Origin of the sequence: Salinivibrio sp. PR932 (genome assembly GCF_001996125.1) — a bacterium.
GTDB lineage: Bacteria > Pseudomonadota > Gammaproteobacteria > Enterobacterales > Vibrionaceae > Salinivibrio > Salinivibrio proteolyticus.
Genome location: NZ_MUFM01000002.1, coordinates 94,170 through 114,562 on the forward strand (window position 1 = coordinate 94,170; position 20,393 = coordinate 114,562).

Here is a 20,393-nt window from a genome sequence, read left to right on the forward strand (position 1 = left end):
GGGCTCCGCTTGATTGTCTTGGTTGGAATATGTTTTACCCCAAGGGGTTGCTACAATAGCGGGCAGACTAGGCGATGAAATAATGATATGGAACCGCAGATCCTCAATCCGCTCACCTTGCCACTTGATGGCGCCCGATTAATCGAAGCCTCCGCCGGCACCGGCAAGACGTTTACCATTGCTGGCTTGTACCTGCGATTGTTGCTTGGGCATGGCCGCGCAGCGCCGTGTCGGGTAGAGCAAATACTGGTGGTGACGTTTACCGAAGCGGCAACCCAAGAGCTGAAAGACCGTATTCGGCGCCGCATTCATGAGGCGCGTTTTGCCTTTATGCGCGGTGAGAGTGACGACCCTATCATTGAGCCTTTGCTGGCAGAAATTAGCGATCATAAAACTGCGGCGCAGCGACTGTTAGAGGCCGAGCGTCAGATGGACGAAGCGGCTATCTATACCATTCACGGTTTTTGTCAGCGGATGCTGACCCAAAATGCGTTTGAATCGGGCAGCCTGTTCAGTCATGAATTTGTCACCGACGAGCGACAAATTAAAGCGCGCGCGGCGGCCGATTTTTGGCGTCGTCGTTTTTATCCGTTGCCTAAATCGTTAGCCGGTGTGGTGAGCAGCTACTGGCCCGCACCGGAGGCCTTATTAAAAGAGATTGCGCCCTATTTATCCGGGCCTGCTGTCACGGTCAAGGCGCCTGACCTTGGCGAAGATCTCATGGCGGCACACCAAGCGGCGATTGCCAAGATTGATGCGGTGAAGCGCGCATGGCGCGAGGCAGGGGAGCAAATCACCGACCAGCTCAGCGCCGCCAAGCTCGATGGCCGCAGTTATCGCAAAGATCATCTGGCAAACTGGCTGAATGCGATGGAACAATGGGCCAATGCCGAGACGCTTGATTACCAGTTGCCCGACAAATTGGAAAAATTCGCCCAACAGACATTAGCGGCCAAGAGTAAAGCTGAGCCACCGAGTCTGGCGCTATTTGATCAAATTCAGGAATTGGTTGATCAGCCGCCGACGTTAAAACCGGGATTAACCGCGCTGGCGATTAAAGAAGTTCGGCAGCTGCTCCGCCAAGAAAAACGCCGTCAAGGGTGGCTCTCGTTTGACGATCTCCTTTCTCAGCTTGCCAGCGCACTAGACCAAGATAGCCAAGGCCAGTTGGCCGCGCGTATTCGCAGCTTATATCCGGTGGCAATGATTGATGAGTTCCAAGACACCGACCCGCTGCAATATCAGATTTTTAGCACTGTCTATCAGCCGCCAGTGGCGGACGATGCCGCTGTATTCGAAGAGCAAGAAGAAGGGGGGGAGCGCACCGGTTTAATGATGATTGGCGACCCTAAGCAGGCGATTTATGCCTTCCGTGGTGCCGACATCTTCACCTATATTCATGCCCGTGCGCAGGTGGTTGATCACTACAACCTTGCCACTAACTGGCGCTCGACAGATGGTATGGTGCGCGGGGTCAATGCCTTGTTCTCACGTGCGAAGGCACCGTTCGTTTATCAAGACAGCATTCCCTTTTTAGCGGTGGCCTCTTCGCCTAGTGCCAAACAAAAAGCGCTGGTGGTGGAGGGAAACGAGCAGCCCGCGCTCACCTTTTGGCATCACAGCCCGGATGAATTGTGTACCAAGCAAGATTTTGAACAGACCTTAGCGGTGAGTACCGCACAGCATATCACTCAGGTACTCAATCAATCGGTGGCGGGCAATAGTTATCTACAAACGCCTTCCGGCCGAGCCGACATTCAGCCGCACAATATCGCTGTGTTGGTGCGCACCGGACGCGAGGCACAGCTGGTCAAGCAAGCGCTGGCCGAAAAAGGCGTGGCGTCTGTCTATCTTTCTAACCGTGATAATGTGTTCGCCAGCCCTGTCGCCAGTGATATTGAGCGCATCTTGGTGGCGGTGATGCAGCCTGAAAACGAGCGTAAGTTGCGAGCGGCACTAGCCAGCCCCTTATTTGGCTTGACCGCCGAGCAGCTGGCGTTACTCAATCAAGACGAAGCCTTGTGGGAGCAAGAGGTGGTGGCCTTTAGCCATTACCGTGACACTTGGCAGCGCCGTGGCGTGATGCCGATGCTTCGCCAAGTCGCCAGTGCTCGCCAAGTGGCAGAAAACTGGTTGGCGATGCCGCAAGGCGAGCGCTGTGTGACCGATTTTTTGCATATCGCGGAGTTGCTGCAAAGTGCCAGCCAGCAATTGGACAACCCACACGCGCTGATCCGCTGGCTACAAGAGCGAATGGCCGAGCCGGCTCAACAATCGGAAGAGCAGCAGGTGCGGTTGGAGTCGGAGCGTGATTTGGTGCAAATCGTCACCATCCACAAATCGAAAGGCTTGGAATACGATTTGGTTTACTTGCCGTTTGCTTGTCAGTATCGCGAAAGCAGCCAACCGTTTTATCACGATGAACAGTATCAGCCGGTGCTGGCGCTGGATAATGTCGATGAAGGCAAAGAACGGGCTGAAAAAGAGCGGCTGGCTGAAGATATCCGCTTGCTGTATGTGGCGGTGACGCGCGCCGTGTATGGGTGTTTTATCGGCTGTGCGCCCCTTAAACAAGGTAACAGTCGGCAAAAAGACTCGGCTTTGCACTTAACGGCCCTCGGCTATTTGCTCCAGCATGGAGAAGCCGGTGATGCTAGCCTGCTGGCCGAGAGCTTGGCTGGATTAGCAAGCGCGAGCGATGCGGTGGCTGTGGTCGCGCCACCCGAGCCAGATGATAGCCGTTATGCCCCTCAAACGGGCGCGCACGAGGCGCTAAGCGCGCGTCACTTCGACGGTAAGATTGACCGTCAGTGGCGCTTAACCAGTTACTCAGGGCTGTTAAAACAAAGCCATCACATTAGCGCTTTACCAACATTGGCCAGTTATGACTTGGACGCGGACGATGATCTCGCTGACGAGGAGACGGCGGATGTGGCGGTGGATCCTTGGTCGGTTTTTGCGTTTCCCAAAGGCGCGAGAGCCGGTACCTTTTTACACACCTTATTTGAAGAAGTGGACTTTACCGCCGACTTGATGAGTGAAGAAGTCGCTGAGCTTATTACCCATCATCTTAGCTTGGAAAACTATGACCCACAGTGGTGCCCGATATTGCAGCAGTGGATGACACAGGTATTGAAACACCCGCTCAATGAGCACGGGTTGATGCTCAACCAAATTGACAACGCCAGTCGATTAACGGAGATGGAGTTCGTGATGCCTTTGGCTGCACTAGACTGCCAGCGATTGAATCGACTCGCCGCGCGATATGATGCGTTATCAGCCCGAGCTGGCCAGCTCACCTTTGACACGGCGCGCGGGATGCTAAAAGGCTTTATCGATTTGACCTTCCGCGCCGATGGCAAGTATTACGTGCTGGATTGGAAGTCGAACCATTTAGGGGACAGTTTGGCCGATTACCATCCTGATGCGCTCAAAGAGGCGATGATCGCGCACCGATACGACTTTCAGTACCAGATCTATACCTTGGCGCTGCACCGCTTTTTGCGCCAGCGGATCCCAGATTATGATTACGACACCCATGTGGGGGGCGTGTTTTATTTCTTTTTACGGGGCGCCAGTGATAGTGGCGAGACCGGTGTGTTCGCGCACCGTCCCGACAAGGCGCTGATTGACGCCTTGGACAACCTCTTTGCTGGAGAGTCGGTATGAAACAAGCATTAATGGCACTATACCAGCGCGGGGAATTACGAGCGATTGATGTGCAATTTGCTTGTTTGATGGGCGAAGAAGAAACCCAATTAGATAAGGCTACTATCACAGTATGGGCGGCGCTGCTGAGCCGTGAAGTGGGCAAAGGCCATGTCTGCCTTGATTTGCACCAGTGGCAGCCACCCAGTGACGTCGCTTGGCAGTCTTTATTGGCGCACATTGATAACCAAGCGCCAAGCGAGCAATTGGCACAGGCCTCAGTCGTGTCTGACGGGACGCAGGCGACGCCCTTGGTGCTTGCCGGGCATCGATTGTATTTGCATCGCTACTGGCATGCCGAGCAGCAAGTGGCGGGGCATATTCGCCAGCGTCTCACGGCGCTATCGGTACCGGATGAGGCTAGACAAACCCTAGATAGCTTATTTGCCGCCTCACAGGCGGAGATTGATTGGCAAAAAGTGGCGGCAGCCACCGCGTTGACCCAGCCTTTTGCGGTGATTTCGGGTGGGCCGGGTACGGGGAAAACCACCACCGTCGCCCGTTTGTTGGCGGCGCTGGTGGCGTCGCACCACGCCGAGCGTACAACGTCTGCAGCGCTCACTATTAAGCTGGTGGCCCCGACCGGCAAAGCGGCTAACCGATTGACTGAATCACTAGGACGGGCGATTGCCGCCTTGTCTGTTGATCATGACGTGAAAGCGGCGCTGCCGACCCAAGCAAGTACCATTCACCGATTATTAGGGGCGATTCCGCAGCGAGTCGCGTTTCGCCATCATAAAAATAATCCCGTACATGCGGATGTGTTGATTGTCGATGAAGCCTCGATGGTGGACTTGCCCTTGATGGCGCAGCTGTTCGATGCCTTGGCGCCCTCAACACGCATTATCTTGCTGGGGGATAAAGATCAGCTTGCCTCTGTGGAAGCGGGGGCGGTGCTAGGCGATATTTGTCAGTACGCCGAGGCGGGCTATCCATCGGCGCAAGCAGCGCGTTTAAGCCAGTTAACAGGCTTTGACGTACCCGAAAACCCACATGCGCCAGCGATCGCCAGTGCCCTTTGTCTGCTGCGCAAAAGTTATCGTTTTGATGCCGAATCCGGCATTGGCCAGCTCGCCTTTGCGGTGAACCGAGGAGAAATGGCTGAGGTGGGGGCGGTGTTAAAACGCGGCTATGGCGATATTATCCACCATGTGTTGAGTGATGACAGCTATCAGACCCTGATGCAACAAGCGGTGACAGGATATCGCGATTACTTAACCTCACTCGACAATGCAACGCTCGAAAATCCGTCATCAATGGCGGACGTGCTGAGTGCCTTTAGCCAATTTCGATTGTTATGCGCATTGACTGAAGGTCCGTTTGGCGTCGCTGGCCTCAACCAAGCCATTGAGCAACATTTGGCGTCGGCAGGGCTGATCGCCAAAGAGCGTGACACCTGGTATCACGGCCGACCAATCATGATTTTGCAAAACGATCATGCCCTGGGGTTGTATAACGGTGATATTGGGATTGCGGTACAACACGCGGGGATCACCCGGGTGGCGTTTGAAACCCACGATGGTGAAGTGCGCTATTTGCTTGCCAGCCGTCTGCCCGCCCATCAAACTGCGTTTGCGATGACGGTGCATAAATCACAGGGTTCGGAGTTTGCGCATACAGTGTTGGTGTGTCCGCCCACTATTTCACCGGTGATCACCCGCGAGCTGATTTACACCGGAATCACGCGGGCGAAGCACCAACTTGATCTTTACGCGTCTTGGCCGGTGCTGCGCCACGGTGTGGGCGCACGCACCGCCCGTTATAGTGGCTTGCCGGATGCCTTGTTGGCCTCTTGAGCGTGGCGAAACCCGCTAAAGCGCTAAAGTCAGCACCTTAGAGCGCCGCTGATAGTTGTACAGCTCTTGGCGAGTGTTAGGGAGTGCTGACACATCAGAGAGCAAAAAGCCTTGTTCCAAAAACCAATGCAGACTGTGGGTGGTGAGCACAAAAATGGTTTCGAGCCCTTTGGCTTTGGCGCGTTGTTTGAGGTGATTGAGGAGCATGACGCCGCGGTCGCCATCACGGTAGTCTGGATGAATGGCGACGCATGCCATCTCGCCGGTGCGCGCTTCACTAAACGGATAGAGTGCGGCGCAGCCTATCACTAATCCATCGCGTTCGATGATGGTAAAGCGGGGGATTTCTTGCTCCAATTGTTCTCGCGAGCGGCGCACTAGGATCCCTTGTTGCTCCAAAGGTCGGATCAAATCCAAGATCCCACCGATATCGTCAATCTGGGCTTGGCGCACTTTTTCGGCACGCTCCATCACGATCTGGGTGCCGATCCCCTCAATCGAGAACAGCTCTTGGATTAATGCCCCATCTTTTTTATAGCTGATCAAATGGCTACGCGTAACGCCCGCGCGACACGCAGCAATCGCGCCTCGTAAAAAGCGACTGGTGCCAGAGCCAGTATCGCCAGCGGCTTCTCTGGCTTCTAGAAGTGGCTGGGCTTGGGTGGGCAGTAACTCAGAAATTACCTCATTGTCTTGGTTTAAGACCCCTTGTTCGGAGCAAAAGCCAATTAACTTGTCTGCGCGTAACCGAATCGCGACTTGAGTCGCCACTTCTTCGGAGGTGAGGTTAAAGCATTCCCCCGTCACTGAGCTGGCTACCGGCCCCATTAGCACAATCGCATTTTGATCGAGCTGGCGCTGAATGCCGTCAATGTCGATACGGCGAATTTTGCCACTGTGACAATAATCAATTCCTTCATCGACGCCCAAGGGTTGCGCGATAACAAAATTGCCACTGATCACATTGATCTGAGCGCCGGCCATGGGCGTGTTATTCAGCCCCATGGATAAACGCGCCGTAATGTCGAGCTGCACTTGACCGGCCGCTTGTTTGACCACTTCAAGCGCGTGGCTGTCGGTGATGCGAATACCTTTGTGATAAGGCGTTTCCAGTCCGTACTGATTAAGAGCATGATTGATTTGCGGGCGGGCGCCAAACACCAACACCAGTTTCATGCCCAGACTATTGAGTAGGGCGATATCATTGACGATATTCTGAAAGTTCTCATCCGCCATCGCCTCGCCACCCAGCATGATCACCGCGGTTTTATCTCGGTGAGCGTTGACATACGGCGCCGATTGACGAAATCCTTTAACCAGTGCGGTACTTCTTATCTTCACATGCCTTTCCATCTAAATATTCACTTATAGTGCCTTTTTATTCTCTTTGGGTGATAAGTGTCAAGCCTTTAGTCAGTTTACTATGCGCTGTCGTCTGCGCGCCCGTGCGATAAAGAGGCGAGGTGACGGGGCAAATTAGCGTCTGTTTGGGAACCAAACTCACAAGATTTGCAAACTGCGTCTAAAGTAGACAATGGGATTGGTTAAAATGTCCTGATTATCAGTGAGTGAGGTTGTAGCGTGCGGTTGACCAAACAAATATTTTTACTGGTGTTTATTATTCTAGCGGGTGGCGCCAGTTTTCTGGTGGCAACTCGCCCCGAGTTTTTTGCCCCTGATATGACCAAAAAAGATTTATACGGTGAGTGGGTGGAACTAGAGGTGGCCCCTTATGCGGCTGACCGTTTTGAGGTGCGCTCGGATGGTATTTATACCAATGGAAGTCGTGCGACTACCGCTTATACGTTTGATGGCGATGAGCTGTCGTACACGATTGGCACACAAGAGTATCTGTATCGCGTAGAGAATAAATCAACGCTAGAAAGGCTATCGCCAGCGCACTATACGTCTATGTTCGGTAAGGCGAATTAAGTTTGCGCGCAGCGTTGCTGCAAGTGAAGAGGCGCCAATTGCGATCAATGGCAATATGGCGCCACTTTACACGCTAGTATTTAACCGCGTCGAGAGATGAAAGCAGTTCATTAACCGAACACTGCTTCATGGCCACGCGGCGAAGGATATCGGCGGTGGTTTCATCGCCACCGAGACAACGTTGAATGCTGGTATTGATAGTGTTTCGAGTGCAGCCCTCACTGGCCATCATTCGAATCCATTGGTATTCCACTGCATCGGTATCAAGAAGCGTTGAACGCCCAACTTTCAGATCCATAGCAACCCGTACTCCCTTGATGTTGCATTTATTATGCAATTTTGTTTCAGACACAGTACATAACAACTATATGACACTTTCATGAATGTCGCCTATTTCAGGCAGGTAAGATAGATTTGATCACATTCAACGTGTATTGATTTGCAGGCAGTTACAACTTAGCAATGAGAAGTGATTGCGAAGTGTAGGTCTTTTTGCGAGCCTTAGCGCTACAAACTACTGATTGGATTACAGTGTGAAAAAAGCGTTAGTCGTGATGGGGTGTGTGGTTGCACTCGCAGGGTGTGTACGTCCCACTGACCGTGGTCAACAATATGTTGATGGGCGGTTTGAATCAATTTTAACTCCAGTGCCACACGTGGTGTCTGATAGCCCACGTGACTTTAGTCTGTTTAATGATCAGTTAGCCGAAGTGAAAGCGAAATCGCCTTCGCTAGTGGCCAAGCATCAAGCGGTATACCAGCGCTTGCAAGCGTGGTTGGATGCAGGAGGCAATGTGGAAGCACTTGCTGAGTTTGGACTGGGTGTCGACCAAATGGGCGGTGGTGATGACTTTGGTAACGTGATGTTTACCGGTTATTTCTCACCAGTGATTGAGATGCGTCATCAACCCGATGCCTTGTTCCGCTATCCGGTTTATGCCAAACCCTTTTGCGATGACGACTGCCCAGATCGCAAAGCGATTTACGATGGAGCCTTAGATGGGTTGGGATTAGAGCTGGGCTACAGCGCTTCTTTGATTGATAACTTTATTATGGAAGTTCAGGGCAGTGGTTTTGTCCACTTTGGCGATAACGACCAACTCGAGTATTTTGCCTACGGTGGCAAGAATGGGCACCCTTACGTCAGCATCGGTAAAGTCTTGATTGAAAACGGCGAAGTGCCGCGTGAAAAAATGTCGCTGAAAGCGATCAAAGACTGGGTGGCGGCTCATGGTGAAGAGGAAGTTCGTGAGTTACTGGAGCAAAATCCCTCTTATGTTTTCTTTACGCCTAAGGCGGCAGATCCCGTGAGTGGCACGGCAGGTATTCCATTGAAAGCCGGCGCGTCTGTGGCGGCGGATAGACGTTATTTACCGATGGGGAGTGTGCTACTTGCTGAAGTGCCTCAGTTGGATGAGCAAGGCAACTGGACGGGAGAGCATGTACTCAAACTGTTAATGGCATTAGATACCGGTGGGGCGGTGAAAGAAAATCATCTTGATTTGTACCACGGTATGGGCAATGACGCTGGAGAGCGAGCGGGGCATTACAAACACTTTGGCCGAGTTTGGAAGCTTGAAGCGTTGGCACCCCAGCTTGCGAGTCAGCCTTAGAGAGTGTCATTCACGGAGTTGAAGCGATAAAAAAGCGAGCATTGCATGCTCGCTTTTCCTTTGAGCGTGATTGATTATTCAATCAAACCTGCTTCACGATAGTAGCGTGCCGCGCCGGGGTGAAGCGGTGCAGACAAGCCATCTTTTACCATTTCTTCTTTCTTCAGATTCGCAAAGGCAGGGTGCAAACGGCGGAAATCATCGAAGTTCTCAAACACTGCTTTCACGACGTTGTAAATCACGTCGTCTGGTACTTGAGTCGATGATACAAAGGTCGCACCGACACCGAAAGTCGTGACATCGCTATCGTTACCACGGTACATGCCACCTGGGATCACGGCTTTACGGTAGTAATCACGGTCAGCAATCAGCTGTTTAGCTGCATCGTTCGCCACTTCCACTAGCACGCTATCACAGGCGGTAGTCGCTTCTTGGATTGCGCCACTTGGGTGGCCGACTGTGTAGACCATGGCATCAATTTTGTTGTCACACAATGCCTTGGATTGTTCCGCCGCCTTTAGCTCAGAGATTTGGCCGAACTTGTCCATATCCCAACCCATTTGGTCCATCAATACTTCGATGGTACCGCGTTGACCTGAGCCTGGGTTACCAATGTTGACGCGTTTGCCAGCCAGATCATCAAAGGTTTTAATCCCTGCGTCCGCACGTGCGACCACAGTAAAGGGTTCAGGGTGGATCGAGAAGACCGCGCGCAGATCTTTGAACTCGCCTTGGTCTTTAAACTTGCTGGTGCCTTTGTAAGCGTGATATTGCCAGTCAGACTGGGCGATACCCATATCTAGCTCGCCAGCACGGATAGTATTGATGTTGTAAATAGAACCGCCCGTACTCTCTACTGAGCAGCGAATACCATGGTCATCTTTGCTTTTATTGACCAGACGGCAGATTGCACCACCCGTAGGGTAATAAACACCAGTAACACCACCGGTACCAATGGTCACAAACTGATTTGCTTGAGCGGTTGCTGCGGTTCCTAGTGCAGCGGAAAAGCTGAGCGCAATCAGAGTCGGTTTCATCGCTTTCATGCTTAAGATTCCTTTTTAGTTAGAGGTTGCTATCCGGGCGCACCCTCGAAGATGGTATGACACTCGATGCAAATATGACAAAAAAGTGTCACCGCGCTATTTTTTCAATCTTTTAACAATATTTGCAAGCAATAGTATTGGGTTAAAACGACTGGGTCATGGTTTGCCTCAATGCTTGTACAGGTTTAGTACAATATCCCAGCTTTTCCAGCGTGTTGCGCAGTTGTGTGATCTGGTATGCGTTATTGGGGGCTGCGCGACCATGGACATCGAAGATGTTGTTTTCAAAACCAATCCTCATATCTCCTCCTAGCAAGGCGGCCGTGGTTAAACAGGAAAGCTCACGCTGGCCAAATGCACAGACAGACCAAGGAACAGTTTCATCTAAGTGACGAGCTTGATACATGGCGACGATATCTTCCGGTGCGCCTCTGGGAGGCGTTCGGTCGCGGCCCGCAACAAAAAGCAGGTGATGACCTTGCGAGGGAAGAATGCCTTGCTCTCGTAACGCGTAATAGCGTGCCAATTCTTGAGGGTGATAGAGAATAAACTGGCTGTAGATGCGCGCCTCCACTGTCCAAGCAAAAAAATCTTTCACGGCTTGGTGTGTCGGTTGATGATCAGGAACAAGCTCTCTGAGTGCAAAGGAAGCGGCTTCCGGTTTGACGGCTTGGATCAGAGCCATTTGTTGCTGGGGAGAATAGCGGCCTACGGCCTCGGTGGTGAGTTGAATCACCATACGATCGCCGACGGCATCCATCACTTGCTGATATAGCGTTTGGTTTAGCGCGGGATCAAGGCTATGCGTCCCCTGTGTATCTCGGGCGTGGATATGTGCCATGGTTGCGCCTGCCTCTGCACATTCGTGCAGGCAGTGGATCAGTTGTTTGCCGGTGATAGGCACAGTCGGGTGGTGTGTGGGCTGTAAGCGTGCACCATTGGGGGCAACCATGATCGTCCTTGCGTCTTGCATTCTTTTCCCTCGTCTATCAATGTATCGTTATTGAGAAGGCAAGCACATCTCTAATGTTAGTGCTAGCTTGTCGGTGATGGCTGCGATATGAGTTGATTCAATGATATAGGGCGGTGCGAGTAAGATATGGTGCCCCTGCTTACCATCAATGGTACCGCCCATGGGATAACACATCAGCCCGTTATGCATGGCGGTATGTTTTATCGTTTGATGGAGCGCGAGATCAGATGAAAAGGGGCGCTTACTGGTTTTGTCTGCCACGAGCTCTAACGCGACAAACAGTCCACGTCCGCGAATGTCGCCGACAAAAGGGTGTGAATCAAACTGATGATGTAGCGCCGTTTTAAGCGCCTCACCTTGTTTTTCCGCCGCGTCAACTAATCCTTCTTGCTCAAGTGTGGTGAGTGTTGCTAAGGCAGCGGCACATGCCGTTGGATGAGCCATAAAGGTATGGCCGTGTTGAAAAAAGCCTGACCCAGATGCAATCGATTCATAGACTCTATCCGTGACTAAGGTCGCGCCAATGGGTTGATAACCGGCAGCCAGCCCTTTAGCGATGGCAACAATATCCGGAACGATGTCTTCATGCTCAAAGGCGAAAAAACGCCCAGTGCGTCCCGTGCCGCACATGACTTCATCGAGGATCAGCAAAATATTGTACTGATCGCAGATCGCGCGAATACGAGAAAAATAGCCAGCCTCTGCGGTCAATGCACCGGCTGTCGCGCCCACCACAGGTTCTGCGACAAATCCAATGACGGTATCCGGCCCTTTTTCTAACAGCATGGCTTCAAGCTCGTTGGCCACCCGCTGACCATACTCGTAAGCGGTTTCATCGGGACCTTGATCGCGATAGGCGTAACAAGGGGCAATCAGACTGGTATCCATTAATAAGGGAGCAAATGGAGCTCGTCGCCACGCATTCCCTCCCACAGACAAGGCGCCCAAGGTGTTGCCATGATAACTCTGTCGCCGAGCAATAAAATGTTGGCGCTGGGGTTCGCCGACTTCCACCCAGTACTGGCGAGCGAGCTTGAGGGCGGTTTCCATCGCCTCAGATCCACCACTGACCAAATAAGCATGGTTGATGGAAGAAGGGGCAAGATCAATCAGCTTCTCGGCAAGTGCTTCACTCGGTGCGGAGGTAAAAAAGCCGGTATGCGCATAAGGAATAGTGTCCAGTTGACGGTGGATAGCCTCTAACACGCTAGGGTGGTTGTGTCCAAGGCAAGAGACGGCAGCGCCTCCGCATGCATCGAGATACTCGTTACCTTGAGTGTCGATTAAGTACATCCCATTACCACTGGCAATGGTAGGGGGAAGATGATGACAGTGACGGTGAAAGACATGACTCATACGAGGGCCTCAATGCAAGCGTGATAACTCAGTATGGTGAACTTGTGTTTTAAACCGCAAAGGATATATTTTCACCAGGTATGCAAAAAAGGAATGGGATGATGAATGTGCGTTTGCCGTCGATGCGCTCGCTACAAACACTGATTGCGGTGGCTCAAACGGGAAGTTTTTCAGAAGCCGCGAAGGTGTTGCATGTCAGCCAAAGTACAGTGAGCAAGCAAATACAGCAGCTCGAAGAAGGGATTGGTCAACCACTCTTTGAGCGACATGCTGGGGGAGTAAGGCTAAACCGAGTCGGAGAGCCTTATTTAACTATGATATCGGCCAGCGTCAATGATATTGCCAATGCCACGGCGCAAGCGCGTCAGCAAAGTGCAAGGCAAGAGTCCGTCAGCTTATTGGTGCCGCCCTCGTTTGCCAGCCTTTGGTTGATCCCGCAGCTGCCAGCGTTTAAATCGCAGCATCCTGATATTTCTGTGGTGGTCAGTGCCAGTGACTATGTGCCCCAAGGGAAAGAGAGTGAATTGGATATTTTAATCCGCTGTCAGCCTCATCAGCAGGCAGGCGCGCAAGGAGTCTGTTTAATTCACGAACACTTATCGCTTGTCGCATCAGTGACCTTGCTGCCAGAACCTTTGGATCGGGCCGCGTTGTTATCGGAAGTGCCAGTTTTATCTCATCTAACGCGCCCTTCACTGTGGGAGCAATTTTGGCAACAATTTGGGCTGGCTGACAGCAATCCGCAATACGGAGCGGGCTTTGAGCACTTTTTTATGGCGCTTGAAGGCGTAAAACAACAGATGGGGATGGCGTTAATCCCCACCTTTATGGCCTCAGCGGCCCTGTCAAACGATCAGATTGTGAATCCGTTGGGGTTAAGTATCGACAGCGGCTATGGCTATTATCTTTATAGCGCGCGGTATAAGCAGCGCTCACCGGCGGTTATGCACGTGATCAATTGGTTGTATGATGTCCTCAAAGGGGATCCGGCTAGACATCCCATCAGCAAGTCGGTATAACGCCTGTCTGCGCGATCAATGAAGACTATGGTTATGACACAATCCCTATCAGAATCCTATCTGCAACGTTTTGGCGGTACGGCTCGTTTATATGGACGCCGTGCGCTTGAGGTGTTTCACCAGAGCCATATTTGTGTCATTGGTATTGGTGGCGTGGGATCGTGGGCAGTGGAATCGCTGGTTCGGACAGGGATTGGCGCCATCACACTGATTGATATGGATGATGTGTGTGTTACCAACACCAATCGACAAATCCATGCTTTGAAAGCGACCATTGGCCAAAGCAAAAGCGAGGTGATGGCCGAGCGTGTGGCAGCAATCAATCCAGAATGCCAAGTGACTGTGATTGATGATTTTATCTCGCCGGATAATATTGCTGAGTATATCGACAAGCGCTTTGATTATGTGCTCGATGCTATCGATAGCATCAAGCCCAAAACGGCCTTGTTGGCTTACTGCAAGCGGCACAAAATCAAAGTCATTACCGTGGGTGGCGCGGGGGGACAGATCGACCCCACCCAGATCCAAGTGGCGGATTTAACCAAAACGATTCAAGACCCACTCGCGGCGAAGCTGCGTAACAATTTGCGTCGCTTTTACGGTTTTACTAAGACTCAAGGACGAAAGTTTGGGATTGACTGTGTCTTTTCAAGCGAGCAACTCAAATACCCACAACCTGACGGCAGTGTCTGTGAAAGCAAGGCATCTGCACAAGGGCCGAAGCGAATGGATTGTGCCAGTGGTTTTGGTGCGGCAACTATGGTGACGGCCAGTTTTGGGTTCGTCGCGGTGTCGCGCATTTTACACAAATTGATCGAGGCGGATAAACGACGCCAAGCCGATTAACTACGCCAAGCCGATTAACTACGGCTGCTCGGCGGGGATGCCGATCAGCCCATACTCTCCCATACGAAATGCACTCCAAGCGCGCTGGTAGTCACCGCTCATCTTTAACTGGCGTAATCCTCGATTAAACTGACTGACCCATAGCGCGCTTTGGGAGTGTTGACGGCTGAATAAAACATGTAAAGGCGTGACACGAAGCGGTTTGGGATGAAATGTGATGTGACGACTTTCATCGTTGCGAAGTTGATTGCGCACCACGTCATGGATGACGTATTGATTGCCGACAATCACATCACTTTGGCCGGTCAGCAGGCTTTTCACCTTCTCGAGCTCGCTCGGATATTTACGGATGATGACGCTACCACCTTCTTGGTTAAAGGTTTCCAACATGTTGTCTTCAATATAGTCTTCGCTAATTCCCACATTCAGGCCATTGAGACTGTCTAAAGACTGCCAATCGAAGTGACGATTTTTGAGGTGGAAAAAGACCACAGACTCAGTATAAATGGGGGCTGAATAGATAAAGTCGCGCTCTCTTTCTGGGGTATAGCCCCAACCAACCGTGCCGTGTACTTTACCGGTTTGTGCGTCTTCTTTTGCTTGCGGCCAAAGGACAAACTTGATCTCTATCTCCATGCCCTGTTGCTTGCCAGCTTCTTTGACGATATGCGCCAACACCCCTTGATGTGCTAATTGATCAGAAATAAATGGACGGTAGTCGCCAGACGTGAGCACCAAATTGGGCGTGGCAACACCAACCACCGGGAGGCTGAACGCGAATAAAATGATTAGCCATCGCCACATAACAACTCCAAAGTCAACGGACATTTACCAAAACCAATGTCGATGAATCTTCAACTGAGACTATTCCGACATTTTTTGCCGTCGAAATTGATTCCAAACTGCTTGATAGCGACCATCCGTTTTTATACGTCGTAACCCTTTGTTGAATGCGCGGGAATGATCGTACCCTTGTTCAATCTTACGACTAAACAGCACATGTAAGGGAGTCACGCGAAAGGGATGGGGATGATGTGTTAACTGACGAGCTTGCTCTACACTTAGCGTCGTTTTAATGATGTGCTGCAAAACATCTTTGTTGCCTAGTGCAAGGTCAACCTGATTATTCAATAAGGCGTGGAGCTTGTCCTCTTCTTTGGCAAATTCTTGTAACTTCACATCGATACCGGCTTTTTGTAATTGGCTCAGTGTCTTGACGTCGATATATCCAAGGCCGACACCGACCGCAAGACCGGCTAAATCCTCGGGCTTTGACCAATCGAACGCTTTATCCCGGTGATGAAAGAAAACGGCACTTTCGGTATAAATGGCATCCGAATAGATAAAATCCAGTGCGCGCTCTTCGGTGAAAGCCCATCCAACCGTACCGTCCCACTGACCTTGCTGAGCCAGCGCCATAGACTCATGCCAAGGAAAATAACCAAAAGACACATCGAGATTAGCTTCTTCGGTGGCTAACACAATAATTTCAGTTAATGGGCCTTGGTTGGGGAGGTGCTGCGAAATAAAAGGAGGGTATTCACCTGATGCTAGGCGGATTGATTGCGCATGCGTGAGCATTGGGAGGAGCAGCAACAATGCACATCCCCATTGCACCATCAGCCTCATACTGCCTCCTAATCGTTTTCGTGATTATGAGACGAGTATAGTGCAGGAGAAATAAAGCGGCGGCGCCGTTGTGCTCTATGAGCCACAATTGCGCCGCCATTCTTATTATTGAGACAGTAGTTGGTTACGCGTTAGCTTCTTCAGGCTCAGGTTCGGTTTTTGCCTCTGTGTGAATCGGCAAAACCTGACGAACATACTCACCCGGTGCCGCATAAAGAACCGGATAGTTCTCAGAGCCGATCGCATAAGGCTCTACCTGCTCCTCTGGGCTATAGCTTCGCAGCCATTTCTCCCAATGCGTCCACCAAGAGCCTGTGTGATGTGACGCATTATCGAGCCACTCATCGGCTGAATCAGGCAGACTATCGTTGGTCCAGAATCCGTACTTCTTCTTCACAGGGTGGTTAACAATCCCCGCAATATGACCAGACTCACCCAACACAAAGGTTTTATTGCCACCGACATTCAGTGCGCCGCGATAGGTGCCTTGCCACAGGGCAATGTGATCTTCTTTGGTCGAGATGAAGTAGCTTGGCACCTTGATCTTGTTGAGATCAATCCAGACGCCACCGACTTTGACCCCTTTGTCTTGCACCAATTTGTTTTCAAGATACAAATCGCGCAGGATAAAGTTGTGGGTTTTCGCCGCCACGTTGGTGCTATCGCTATTCCAATACAGCAAGTCAAAATCGACAGGACTATTTCCCTTGAGATAGTTCTCAATGTAATAGTTCCAGTACAAGCTGTTTTCGCGAAGCAAGCTGAAAGTGACGCTGAGTGAGCGGCCATCCATATAACCACGCGCTGTATTTTGCGCTTCAATCGCTCGAATCAAGCTGTCATTGATATAGGCGCCAATTTCACCCGGCTGAGAGAAGTCGAGTAAGGTGGTAAAGAAGCTCGCCGACTTGATACGTGCTTTCATGCGCTTCGCGGCATAGTATGCAATCGTACAGGCCAGTACGGTGCCGCCGATACAGTAACCCACGCCGTTAATCTGCGACTGTCCTGTAATTTCTTCGATAGCACTAACCGCTTTGACAGTGCCTTGGGTCACATAGTCTTCAAACCCGATCTCTGCTTGCTCTGCAGAAGGGTTACGCCATGACATCAAGAACACGGTATGGCCTTGTTCGACCAGCCAGCGCACTAGTGAGTTTTTCTCACGTAAATCGAGAATGTAATACTTATTAATAAACGGAGGCACCACCAAGATGGGTGTCGCGTGTACTTTCTCCGTCATAGGACGATATTGAATGAGTTCAAACACCTCATTCTTAAACACCACATCCCCTGGGGTGTTCGCTACATCGTCACCGACACGGAAGGCATTGTTGTTGGTCATGCGCACTTTCAAAATATCGGCGCTTGACTCCATGTCTTGTTTTAGCTGCTCCATACCACGAAGTAGGTTTTCGCCCTGAGACTCCAATGTCATTTTCAACAGTTCAGGGTTGGTCGCGATATAGTTGCTTGGCGCCATAGCGTTAATCGCTTGACGTGAAAAGAAAGAAAGGCGCTCACGGGTTTTTTCATCGAGGCCTTCAATAGCATCGATGGTTTGCATGTAGGTGCGCCCGAACAGCAAGTAAGACTGCTTAATAAAGTTGTACAAGACGTCTTCTTGCCATGCTTTGTCTTTGAAACGCTTGTCATCTCGCTCTTCGCTGACGACCTCTTCGGTATTGTCGCGCGCGAGCATGGCGTTTTGCCAAATTTGAAGTTGTTGTTCCCACCACTGCATTTGTACCTGTAAAAGTGCAGCGGGTTGTTGAGCCGCACCTTCCAGCAACTGAGCAGTGTCTTGCAGGCTAATTTCCTGCATGGCTTGGTTGAACGGTGTGTTTACGGCTGCCTTGCCCTGCTCAAGATCCTGCCACCATTGCTGGTTTTGTTCTTGCAGCCTGGCAAGGTAGTCCGAAAAGAAGTGATGAAACATAGTCTTGCCCTCTTAAACGGATAAACACCACAAAGGCCTGCTACCCACAAGGCAGCAGGCGCTGTTGTAGTGGCCTTGCCCTTATGCTGGGGTGCCAGTTTTCATGTTTTCGGCAGTCAACTTGTCGATATCTTCTTTGAACTCTTTGGCGATATTTTGCAGCTTGGTGCTGTCGTCCATCATTTGTTGAGACAGTTTTGTCAGCGCAGAAAGCTGCTGGCTGCTGAATGACGTCAGTGTTGATACGTCTTTCACTTCGCTTGCCGCTTTCATTTGCTCCAGACCTAGCTGGCTGTATGTGCGCATGGCATTCATTTGCAGCTCGGTAAGAGTTTCTACGTTTTTGGCTACCAATTTGTTGAAGTTAACGTATGGAGCCAAGGCTTTTTCAGATTGCTCAGAAAACGCTTTAAACATATCTGTGTACATGGTGTATCTCCTGATAGTGTTGTCTGGGATAGTTCCCAAGGTCGCAAATGTCCATTTACGCTTGTGTACGCTTGATAACCAAAGCCGTACCCATGCCGCCGCCAATACACAAAGAAGCGACGCCATAGGTGGCGCTTCTTCGGGTCAGCTCGTGTAGCAGTGTGACCACAATCCGGTTACCAGACGCGCCAAGAGGGTGGCCGAGTGCAATGGCACCGCCATTCACGTTTGCACGCTCCAATAAAGCATCCGGAGTGATTTGATGGTGTTGTGCTAACTGATGAACCACACCGAGCGCTTGGGCTGCAAAGGCTTCGTTCAGCTCAAACAAATCGATGTTGTCGATAGTCAGGTTGGCCTTATCGAGCGCGGCATTGACCGCACCTACTGGACCAAGCCCCATAACGCTCGGGTCAATACCGTGCTGCGCGTAAGCAGTAATCTCAGCAAGCGGAGTCAGGCCATGTTTGGCGACGGCAGATTCAGAGGCAACAATGACGGCACTGGCGCCATCGTTGATGCCAGACGCATTGCCTGCAGTGACCGTTCCTTCTTTATCAAAAGCTGGACGTAGCTTGGTGAGTCCTTCTAACGTGGCATCAGCCTTTGGATATTCATCGGTATCAAAGGTGAGTGTTTGCTTACGCTGTTTCACTTCGACGGGCACAATTTCTTGCTTGAAATGGCCCGCTTCGATTGCGGCAATCGCTTTTTGCTGGCTGCTTAGTGCGAAACTGTCTTGTTGCTCACGGGTAATCCCGACTTCTTTGGCAACGTTTTCGGCTGTCACGCCCATGTGATATTGGTTGTACACATCGGTAAGGCCATCATTGATGAGTAAGTCTTTCATCGCAAAATTGCCCATCTTTTGTCCGGTGCGTAAATTTCCTGCCGCAGCAAACGGGATCTGTGACATGTTTTCTACCCCCGCAGCGACCACAACCTGTGCGTCACCTGCGCGAATGTGCGTCACAGCATCCATAATTGACTTCATGCCACTGCCGCAAACCATATTGACAGAATAGGCGGGCACGCTAGCTGGAATGTCTGCGTAAATGGCGGCTTGACGGCCAATACCCATGCCTTGTCCTGCACTGACCACATTACCGACGATGACTTCATCGATAACGTCGCCGCTAAGCGATCCAGCCTGCAATGCACCTTTGATTGCATGAGCGGCCAGTTGACCTGCTGGGATATCTTTTAGCGCCCCTGAAAATGCGCCAATAGCAGTACGTTTTGCTGCTACGATATAAATGCGTTCCATCATCGTTCCCTGATTTATTGCATGTATAAGCCGCCGTTCACCGACAGCGTTTCACCTGTAATATAGGCACCTGCATCGCTCGCGAGGTAGGTCACAGCCGCGGCGATTTCTTCAGGTTTAGCAAGACGTTTCATCGGTATTTGATTGGTGATGGACTCTAGAACGTCATCACGCATAGCGGTGACCATAGGCGTTGCGGTATAGCCAGGAGCAACCACATTAACGGTTACGCCGGCGCGCGCGCCTTCGGCAGCGAGTGACTTACTAAAGCCCATCATGCCGGCTTTGGCTGCGGCATAGTTGGCTTGGCCGAACTGACCTTTTTGGCCATTAACCGATGAAATATTAATGATACGTCCACCGCCTTTTTCACACATCGCGGCGAATAAAGGCTGGGTGACGTTAAAGAGGCTATTGAGGTTGGTATTAATGACTTCATGCCATTGGGTGGCATCCATCTTTTTAAAGACGCTATCGCGTGTGATGCCTGCGTTGTTCACGAGTACATCGACGGTGCCTTCTTCTTCAAGCAGTTTGGCAAGACGTGTGGCACACTGCTGAGTATCTGTGACATCGAGTTCAAAAAGGCGTACTTGTTCGGTATTGAAGTTCTTTTCTTCAAACCACTCTTGCGCGCAGCTTTGGCCGCCGGTGAAGTGGGTTGCAATCACGCGGTATCCTTCTTGAACCAATTGTTCTGTGATCGCTGAACCAATACCGCCTTTTGCGCCGGTAACTAATGCCAGTTTCTTCATGTATGACTCCATTCACTACAACAAGCAAATTAAACGAGATGCCTGAAGCCGCATCTGGAACCACTCACGCCAGAATTACAGTCAT

At 51.2% G+C, this 20,393-nt stretch carries 17 protein-coding genes; 6 read left to right on the forward strand and 11 right to left on the reverse strand.

Annotated elements, in window-relative coordinates; genetic code table 11:
• Positions 1–87 precede the first annotated feature (87 nt).
• Both recB and recD read left to right on the forward strand, forming a co-directional pair.
• Positions 88–3,669, forward strand: a complete 3,582-nt coding sequence (gene recB, locus BZG84_RS01305) for an exodeoxyribonuclease V subunit beta (RefSeq protein ID WP_077479374.1) — start codon at positions 88–90, stop codon at positions 3,667–3,669.
• Complete coding sequence (gene recD, locus BZG84_RS01310; protein ID WP_077677940.1) at positions 3,666–5,504, forward strand: exodeoxyribonuclease V subunit alpha; 1,839 nt, start codon at positions 3,666–3,668, stop codon at positions 5,502–5,504. Before recB ends, recD begins: the two co-directional genes overlap by 4 nt.
• A gap of 15 nt (positions 5,505–5,519) precedes the next feature.
• Here the strand turns inward: recD and argA are convergent, their stop codons facing one another.
• Positions 5,520–6,845 carry an amino-acid N-acetyltransferase gene (argA, locus tag BZG84_RS01315; protein ID WP_198536701.1) on the reverse strand — a complete coding sequence of 442 codons (1,326 nt, stop codon included), beginning with the start codon at positions 6,843–6,845 and terminating at the stop codon, positions 5,520–5,522.
• A gap of 240 nt (positions 6,846–7,085) precedes the next feature.
• On the opposite strand from argA, the gene BZG84_RS01320 reads away from it, so the two are divergent.
• The gene (locus tag BZG84_RS01320; protein WP_101494780.1) at positions 7,086–7,436 is read left to right on the forward strand and encodes a DUF2850 domain-containing protein; all 351 of its coding nucleotides are present in this window, start codon (positions 7,086–7,088) and stop codon (positions 7,434–7,436) included.
• 73 nt (positions 7,437–7,509) lie between these two features.
• Here the strand turns inward: BZG84_RS01320 and BZG84_RS01325 are convergent, their stop codons facing one another.
• Positions 7,510–7,734 (reverse strand): hypothetical protein, encoded by a 225-nt coding sequence (locus BZG84_RS01325; protein ID WP_069586647.1) that lies wholly within the window; start codon positions 7,732–7,734, stop codon positions 7,510–7,512.
• 235 nt (positions 7,735–7,969) lie between these two features.
• Between BZG84_RS01325 and mltA the strand changes: the two genes are divergently transcribed.
• A complete protein-coding gene (gene mltA, locus BZG84_RS01330; protein WP_069586646.1) occupies positions 7,970–9,049 on the forward strand; it encodes a murein transglycosylase A in 1,080 nt (359 codons plus the stop codon).
• A gap of 74 nt (positions 9,050–9,123) precedes the next feature.
• On the opposite strand, the gene BZG84_RS01335 is transcribed toward mltA, so the two are convergent.
• The 3 genes from BZG84_RS01335 to BZG84_RS01345 all read right to left on the reverse strand — a co-directional run bounded on the left by BZG84_RS01335 (position 9,124) and on the right by BZG84_RS01345 (position 12,424).
• Positions 9,124–10,095 carry a TAXI family TRAP transporter solute-binding subunit gene (locus BZG84_RS01335; protein WP_077663021.1) on the reverse strand — a complete coding sequence of 324 codons (972 nt, stop codon included), beginning with the start codon at positions 10,093–10,095 and terminating at the stop codon, positions 9,124–9,126.
• Positions 10,096–10,237: 142 nt separating this feature from the next.
• Entirely contained in the window at positions 10,238–11,068 is an 831-nt protein-coding gene (locus BZG84_RS01340) for a 3-keto-5-aminohexanoate cleavage protein (protein ID WP_077479370.1), read from the reverse strand.
• Positions 11,069–11,095: 27 nt separating this feature from the next.
• Entirely contained in the window at positions 11,096–12,424 is a 1,329-nt protein-coding gene (locus BZG84_RS01345) for an aspartate aminotransferase family protein (RefSeq protein WP_077677942.1), read from the reverse strand.
• Between the two features lie 98 nt (positions 12,425–12,522).
• On the opposite strand from BZG84_RS01345, the gene BZG84_RS01350 reads away from it, so the two are divergent.
• Both BZG84_RS01350 and tcdA read left to right on the forward strand, forming a co-directional pair.
• A complete protein-coding gene (locus tag BZG84_RS01350; RefSeq protein ID WP_158074943.1) occupies positions 12,523–13,443 on the forward strand; it encodes a LysR family transcriptional regulator in 921 nt (306 codons plus the stop codon).
• 27 nt (positions 13,444–13,470) lie between these two features.
• Positions 13,471–14,289 carry a tRNA cyclic N6-threonylcarbamoyladenosine(37) synthase TcdA gene (gene tcdA, locus BZG84_RS01355; protein ID WP_077480062.1) on the forward strand — a complete coding sequence of 273 codons (819 nt, stop codon included), beginning with the start codon at positions 13,471–13,473 and terminating at the stop codon, positions 14,287–14,289.
• 18 nt (positions 14,290–14,307) lie between these two features.
• On the opposite strand, the gene BZG84_RS01360 is transcribed toward tcdA, so the two are convergent.
• The 6 genes from BZG84_RS01360 to BZG84_RS01385 all read right to left on the reverse strand — a co-directional run bounded on the left by BZG84_RS01360 (position 14,308) and on the right by BZG84_RS01385 (position 20,308).
• Complete coding sequence (locus BZG84_RS01360) at positions 14,308–15,093, reverse strand: substrate-binding periplasmic protein (RefSeq protein WP_158011459.1); 786 nt, start codon at positions 15,091–15,093, stop codon at positions 14,308–14,310.
• 60 nt (positions 15,094–15,153) lie between these two features.
• Positions 15,154–15,918, reverse strand: a complete 765-nt coding sequence (locus BZG84_RS01365; protein WP_077480064.1) for a substrate-binding periplasmic protein — start codon at positions 15,916–15,918, stop codon at positions 15,154–15,156.
• A 124-nt stretch (positions 15,919–16,042) separates the two neighbouring features.
• Complete coding sequence (locus BZG84_RS01370; protein WP_077480065.1) at positions 16,043–17,857, reverse strand: class I poly(R)-hydroxyalkanoic acid synthase; 1,815 nt, start codon at positions 17,855–17,857, stop codon at positions 16,043–16,045.
• 81 nt (positions 17,858–17,938) lie between these two features.
• The gene (locus BZG84_RS01375) at positions 17,939–18,286 is read right to left on the reverse strand and encodes a phasin family protein (RefSeq protein WP_069588559.1); all 348 of its coding nucleotides are present in this window, start codon (positions 18,284–18,286) and stop codon (positions 17,939–17,941) included.
• Positions 18,287–18,341: 55 nt separating this feature from the next.
• Positions 18,342–19,553 carry an acetyl-CoA C-acetyltransferase gene (locus BZG84_RS01380; protein ID WP_077480066.1) on the reverse strand — a complete coding sequence of 404 codons (1,212 nt, stop codon included), beginning with the start codon at positions 19,551–19,553 and terminating at the stop codon, positions 18,342–18,344.
• 14 nt (positions 19,554–19,567) lie between these two features.
• The gene (locus tag BZG84_RS01385) at positions 19,568–20,308 is read right to left on the reverse strand and encodes an SDR family oxidoreductase (protein WP_077480067.1); all 741 of its coding nucleotides are present in this window, start codon (positions 20,306–20,308) and stop codon (positions 19,568–19,570) included.
• Positions 20,309–20,393: the final 85 nt, after the last annotated feature.

Coding starts and splice junctions, on each gene's coding strand:
- BZG84_RS01335 (WP_077663021.1), bottom strand. CDS start 10,095: ATGAAAGCGATGAAACCGACTCTGATTGCGCTCAGCTTTTCCGCTGCA.
- BZG84_RS01375 (WP_069588559.1), bottom strand. CDS start 18,286: ATGTACACAGATATGTTTAAAGCGTTTTCTGAGCAATCTGAAAAAGCC.
- recB (WP_077479374.1), top strand. CDS start 88: ATGGAACCGCAGATCCTCAATCCGCTCACCTTGCCACTTGATGGCGCC.
- BZG84_RS01380 (WP_077480066.1), bottom strand. CDS start 19,553: ATGGAACGCATTTATATCGTAGCAGCAAAACGTACTGCTATTGGCGCA.
- BZG84_RS01350 (WP_158074943.1), top strand. CDS start 12,523: ATGATGAATGTGCGTTTGCCGTCGATGCGCTCGCTACAAACACTGATT.
- BZG84_RS01325 (WP_069586647.1), bottom strand. CDS start 7,734: ATGGATCTGAAAGTTGGGCGTTCAACGCTTCTTGATACCGATGCAGTG.
- BZG84_RS01365 (WP_077480064.1), bottom strand. CDS start 15,918: ATGAGGCTGATGGTGCAATGGGGATGTGCATTGTTGCTGCTCCTCCCA.
- recD (WP_077677940.1), top strand. CDS start 3,666: ATGAAACAAGCATTAATGGCACTATACCAGCGCGGGGAATTACGAGCG.
- BZG84_RS01370 (WP_077480065.1), bottom strand. CDS start 17,857: ATGTTTCATCACTTCTTTTCGGACTACCTTGCCAGGCTGCAAGAACAA.
- BZG84_RS01360 (WP_158011459.1), bottom strand. CDS start 15,093: ATGTGGCGATGGCTAATCATTTTATTCGCGTTCAGCCTCCCGGTGGTT.
- BZG84_RS01340 (WP_077479370.1), bottom strand. CDS start 11,068: ATGCAAGACGCAAGGACGATCATGGTTGCCCCCAATGGTGCACGCTTA.
- tcdA (WP_077480062.1), top strand. CDS start 13,471: ATGGTTATGACACAATCCCTATCAGAATCCTATCTGCAACGTTTTGGC.
- BZG84_RS01385 (WP_077480067.1), bottom strand. CDS start 20,308: ATGAAGAAACTGGCATTAGTTACCGGCGCAAAAGGCGGTATTGGTTCA.
- BZG84_RS01345 (WP_077677942.1), bottom strand. CDS start 12,424: ATGAGTCATGTCTTTCACCGTCACTGTCATCATCTTCCCCCTACCATT.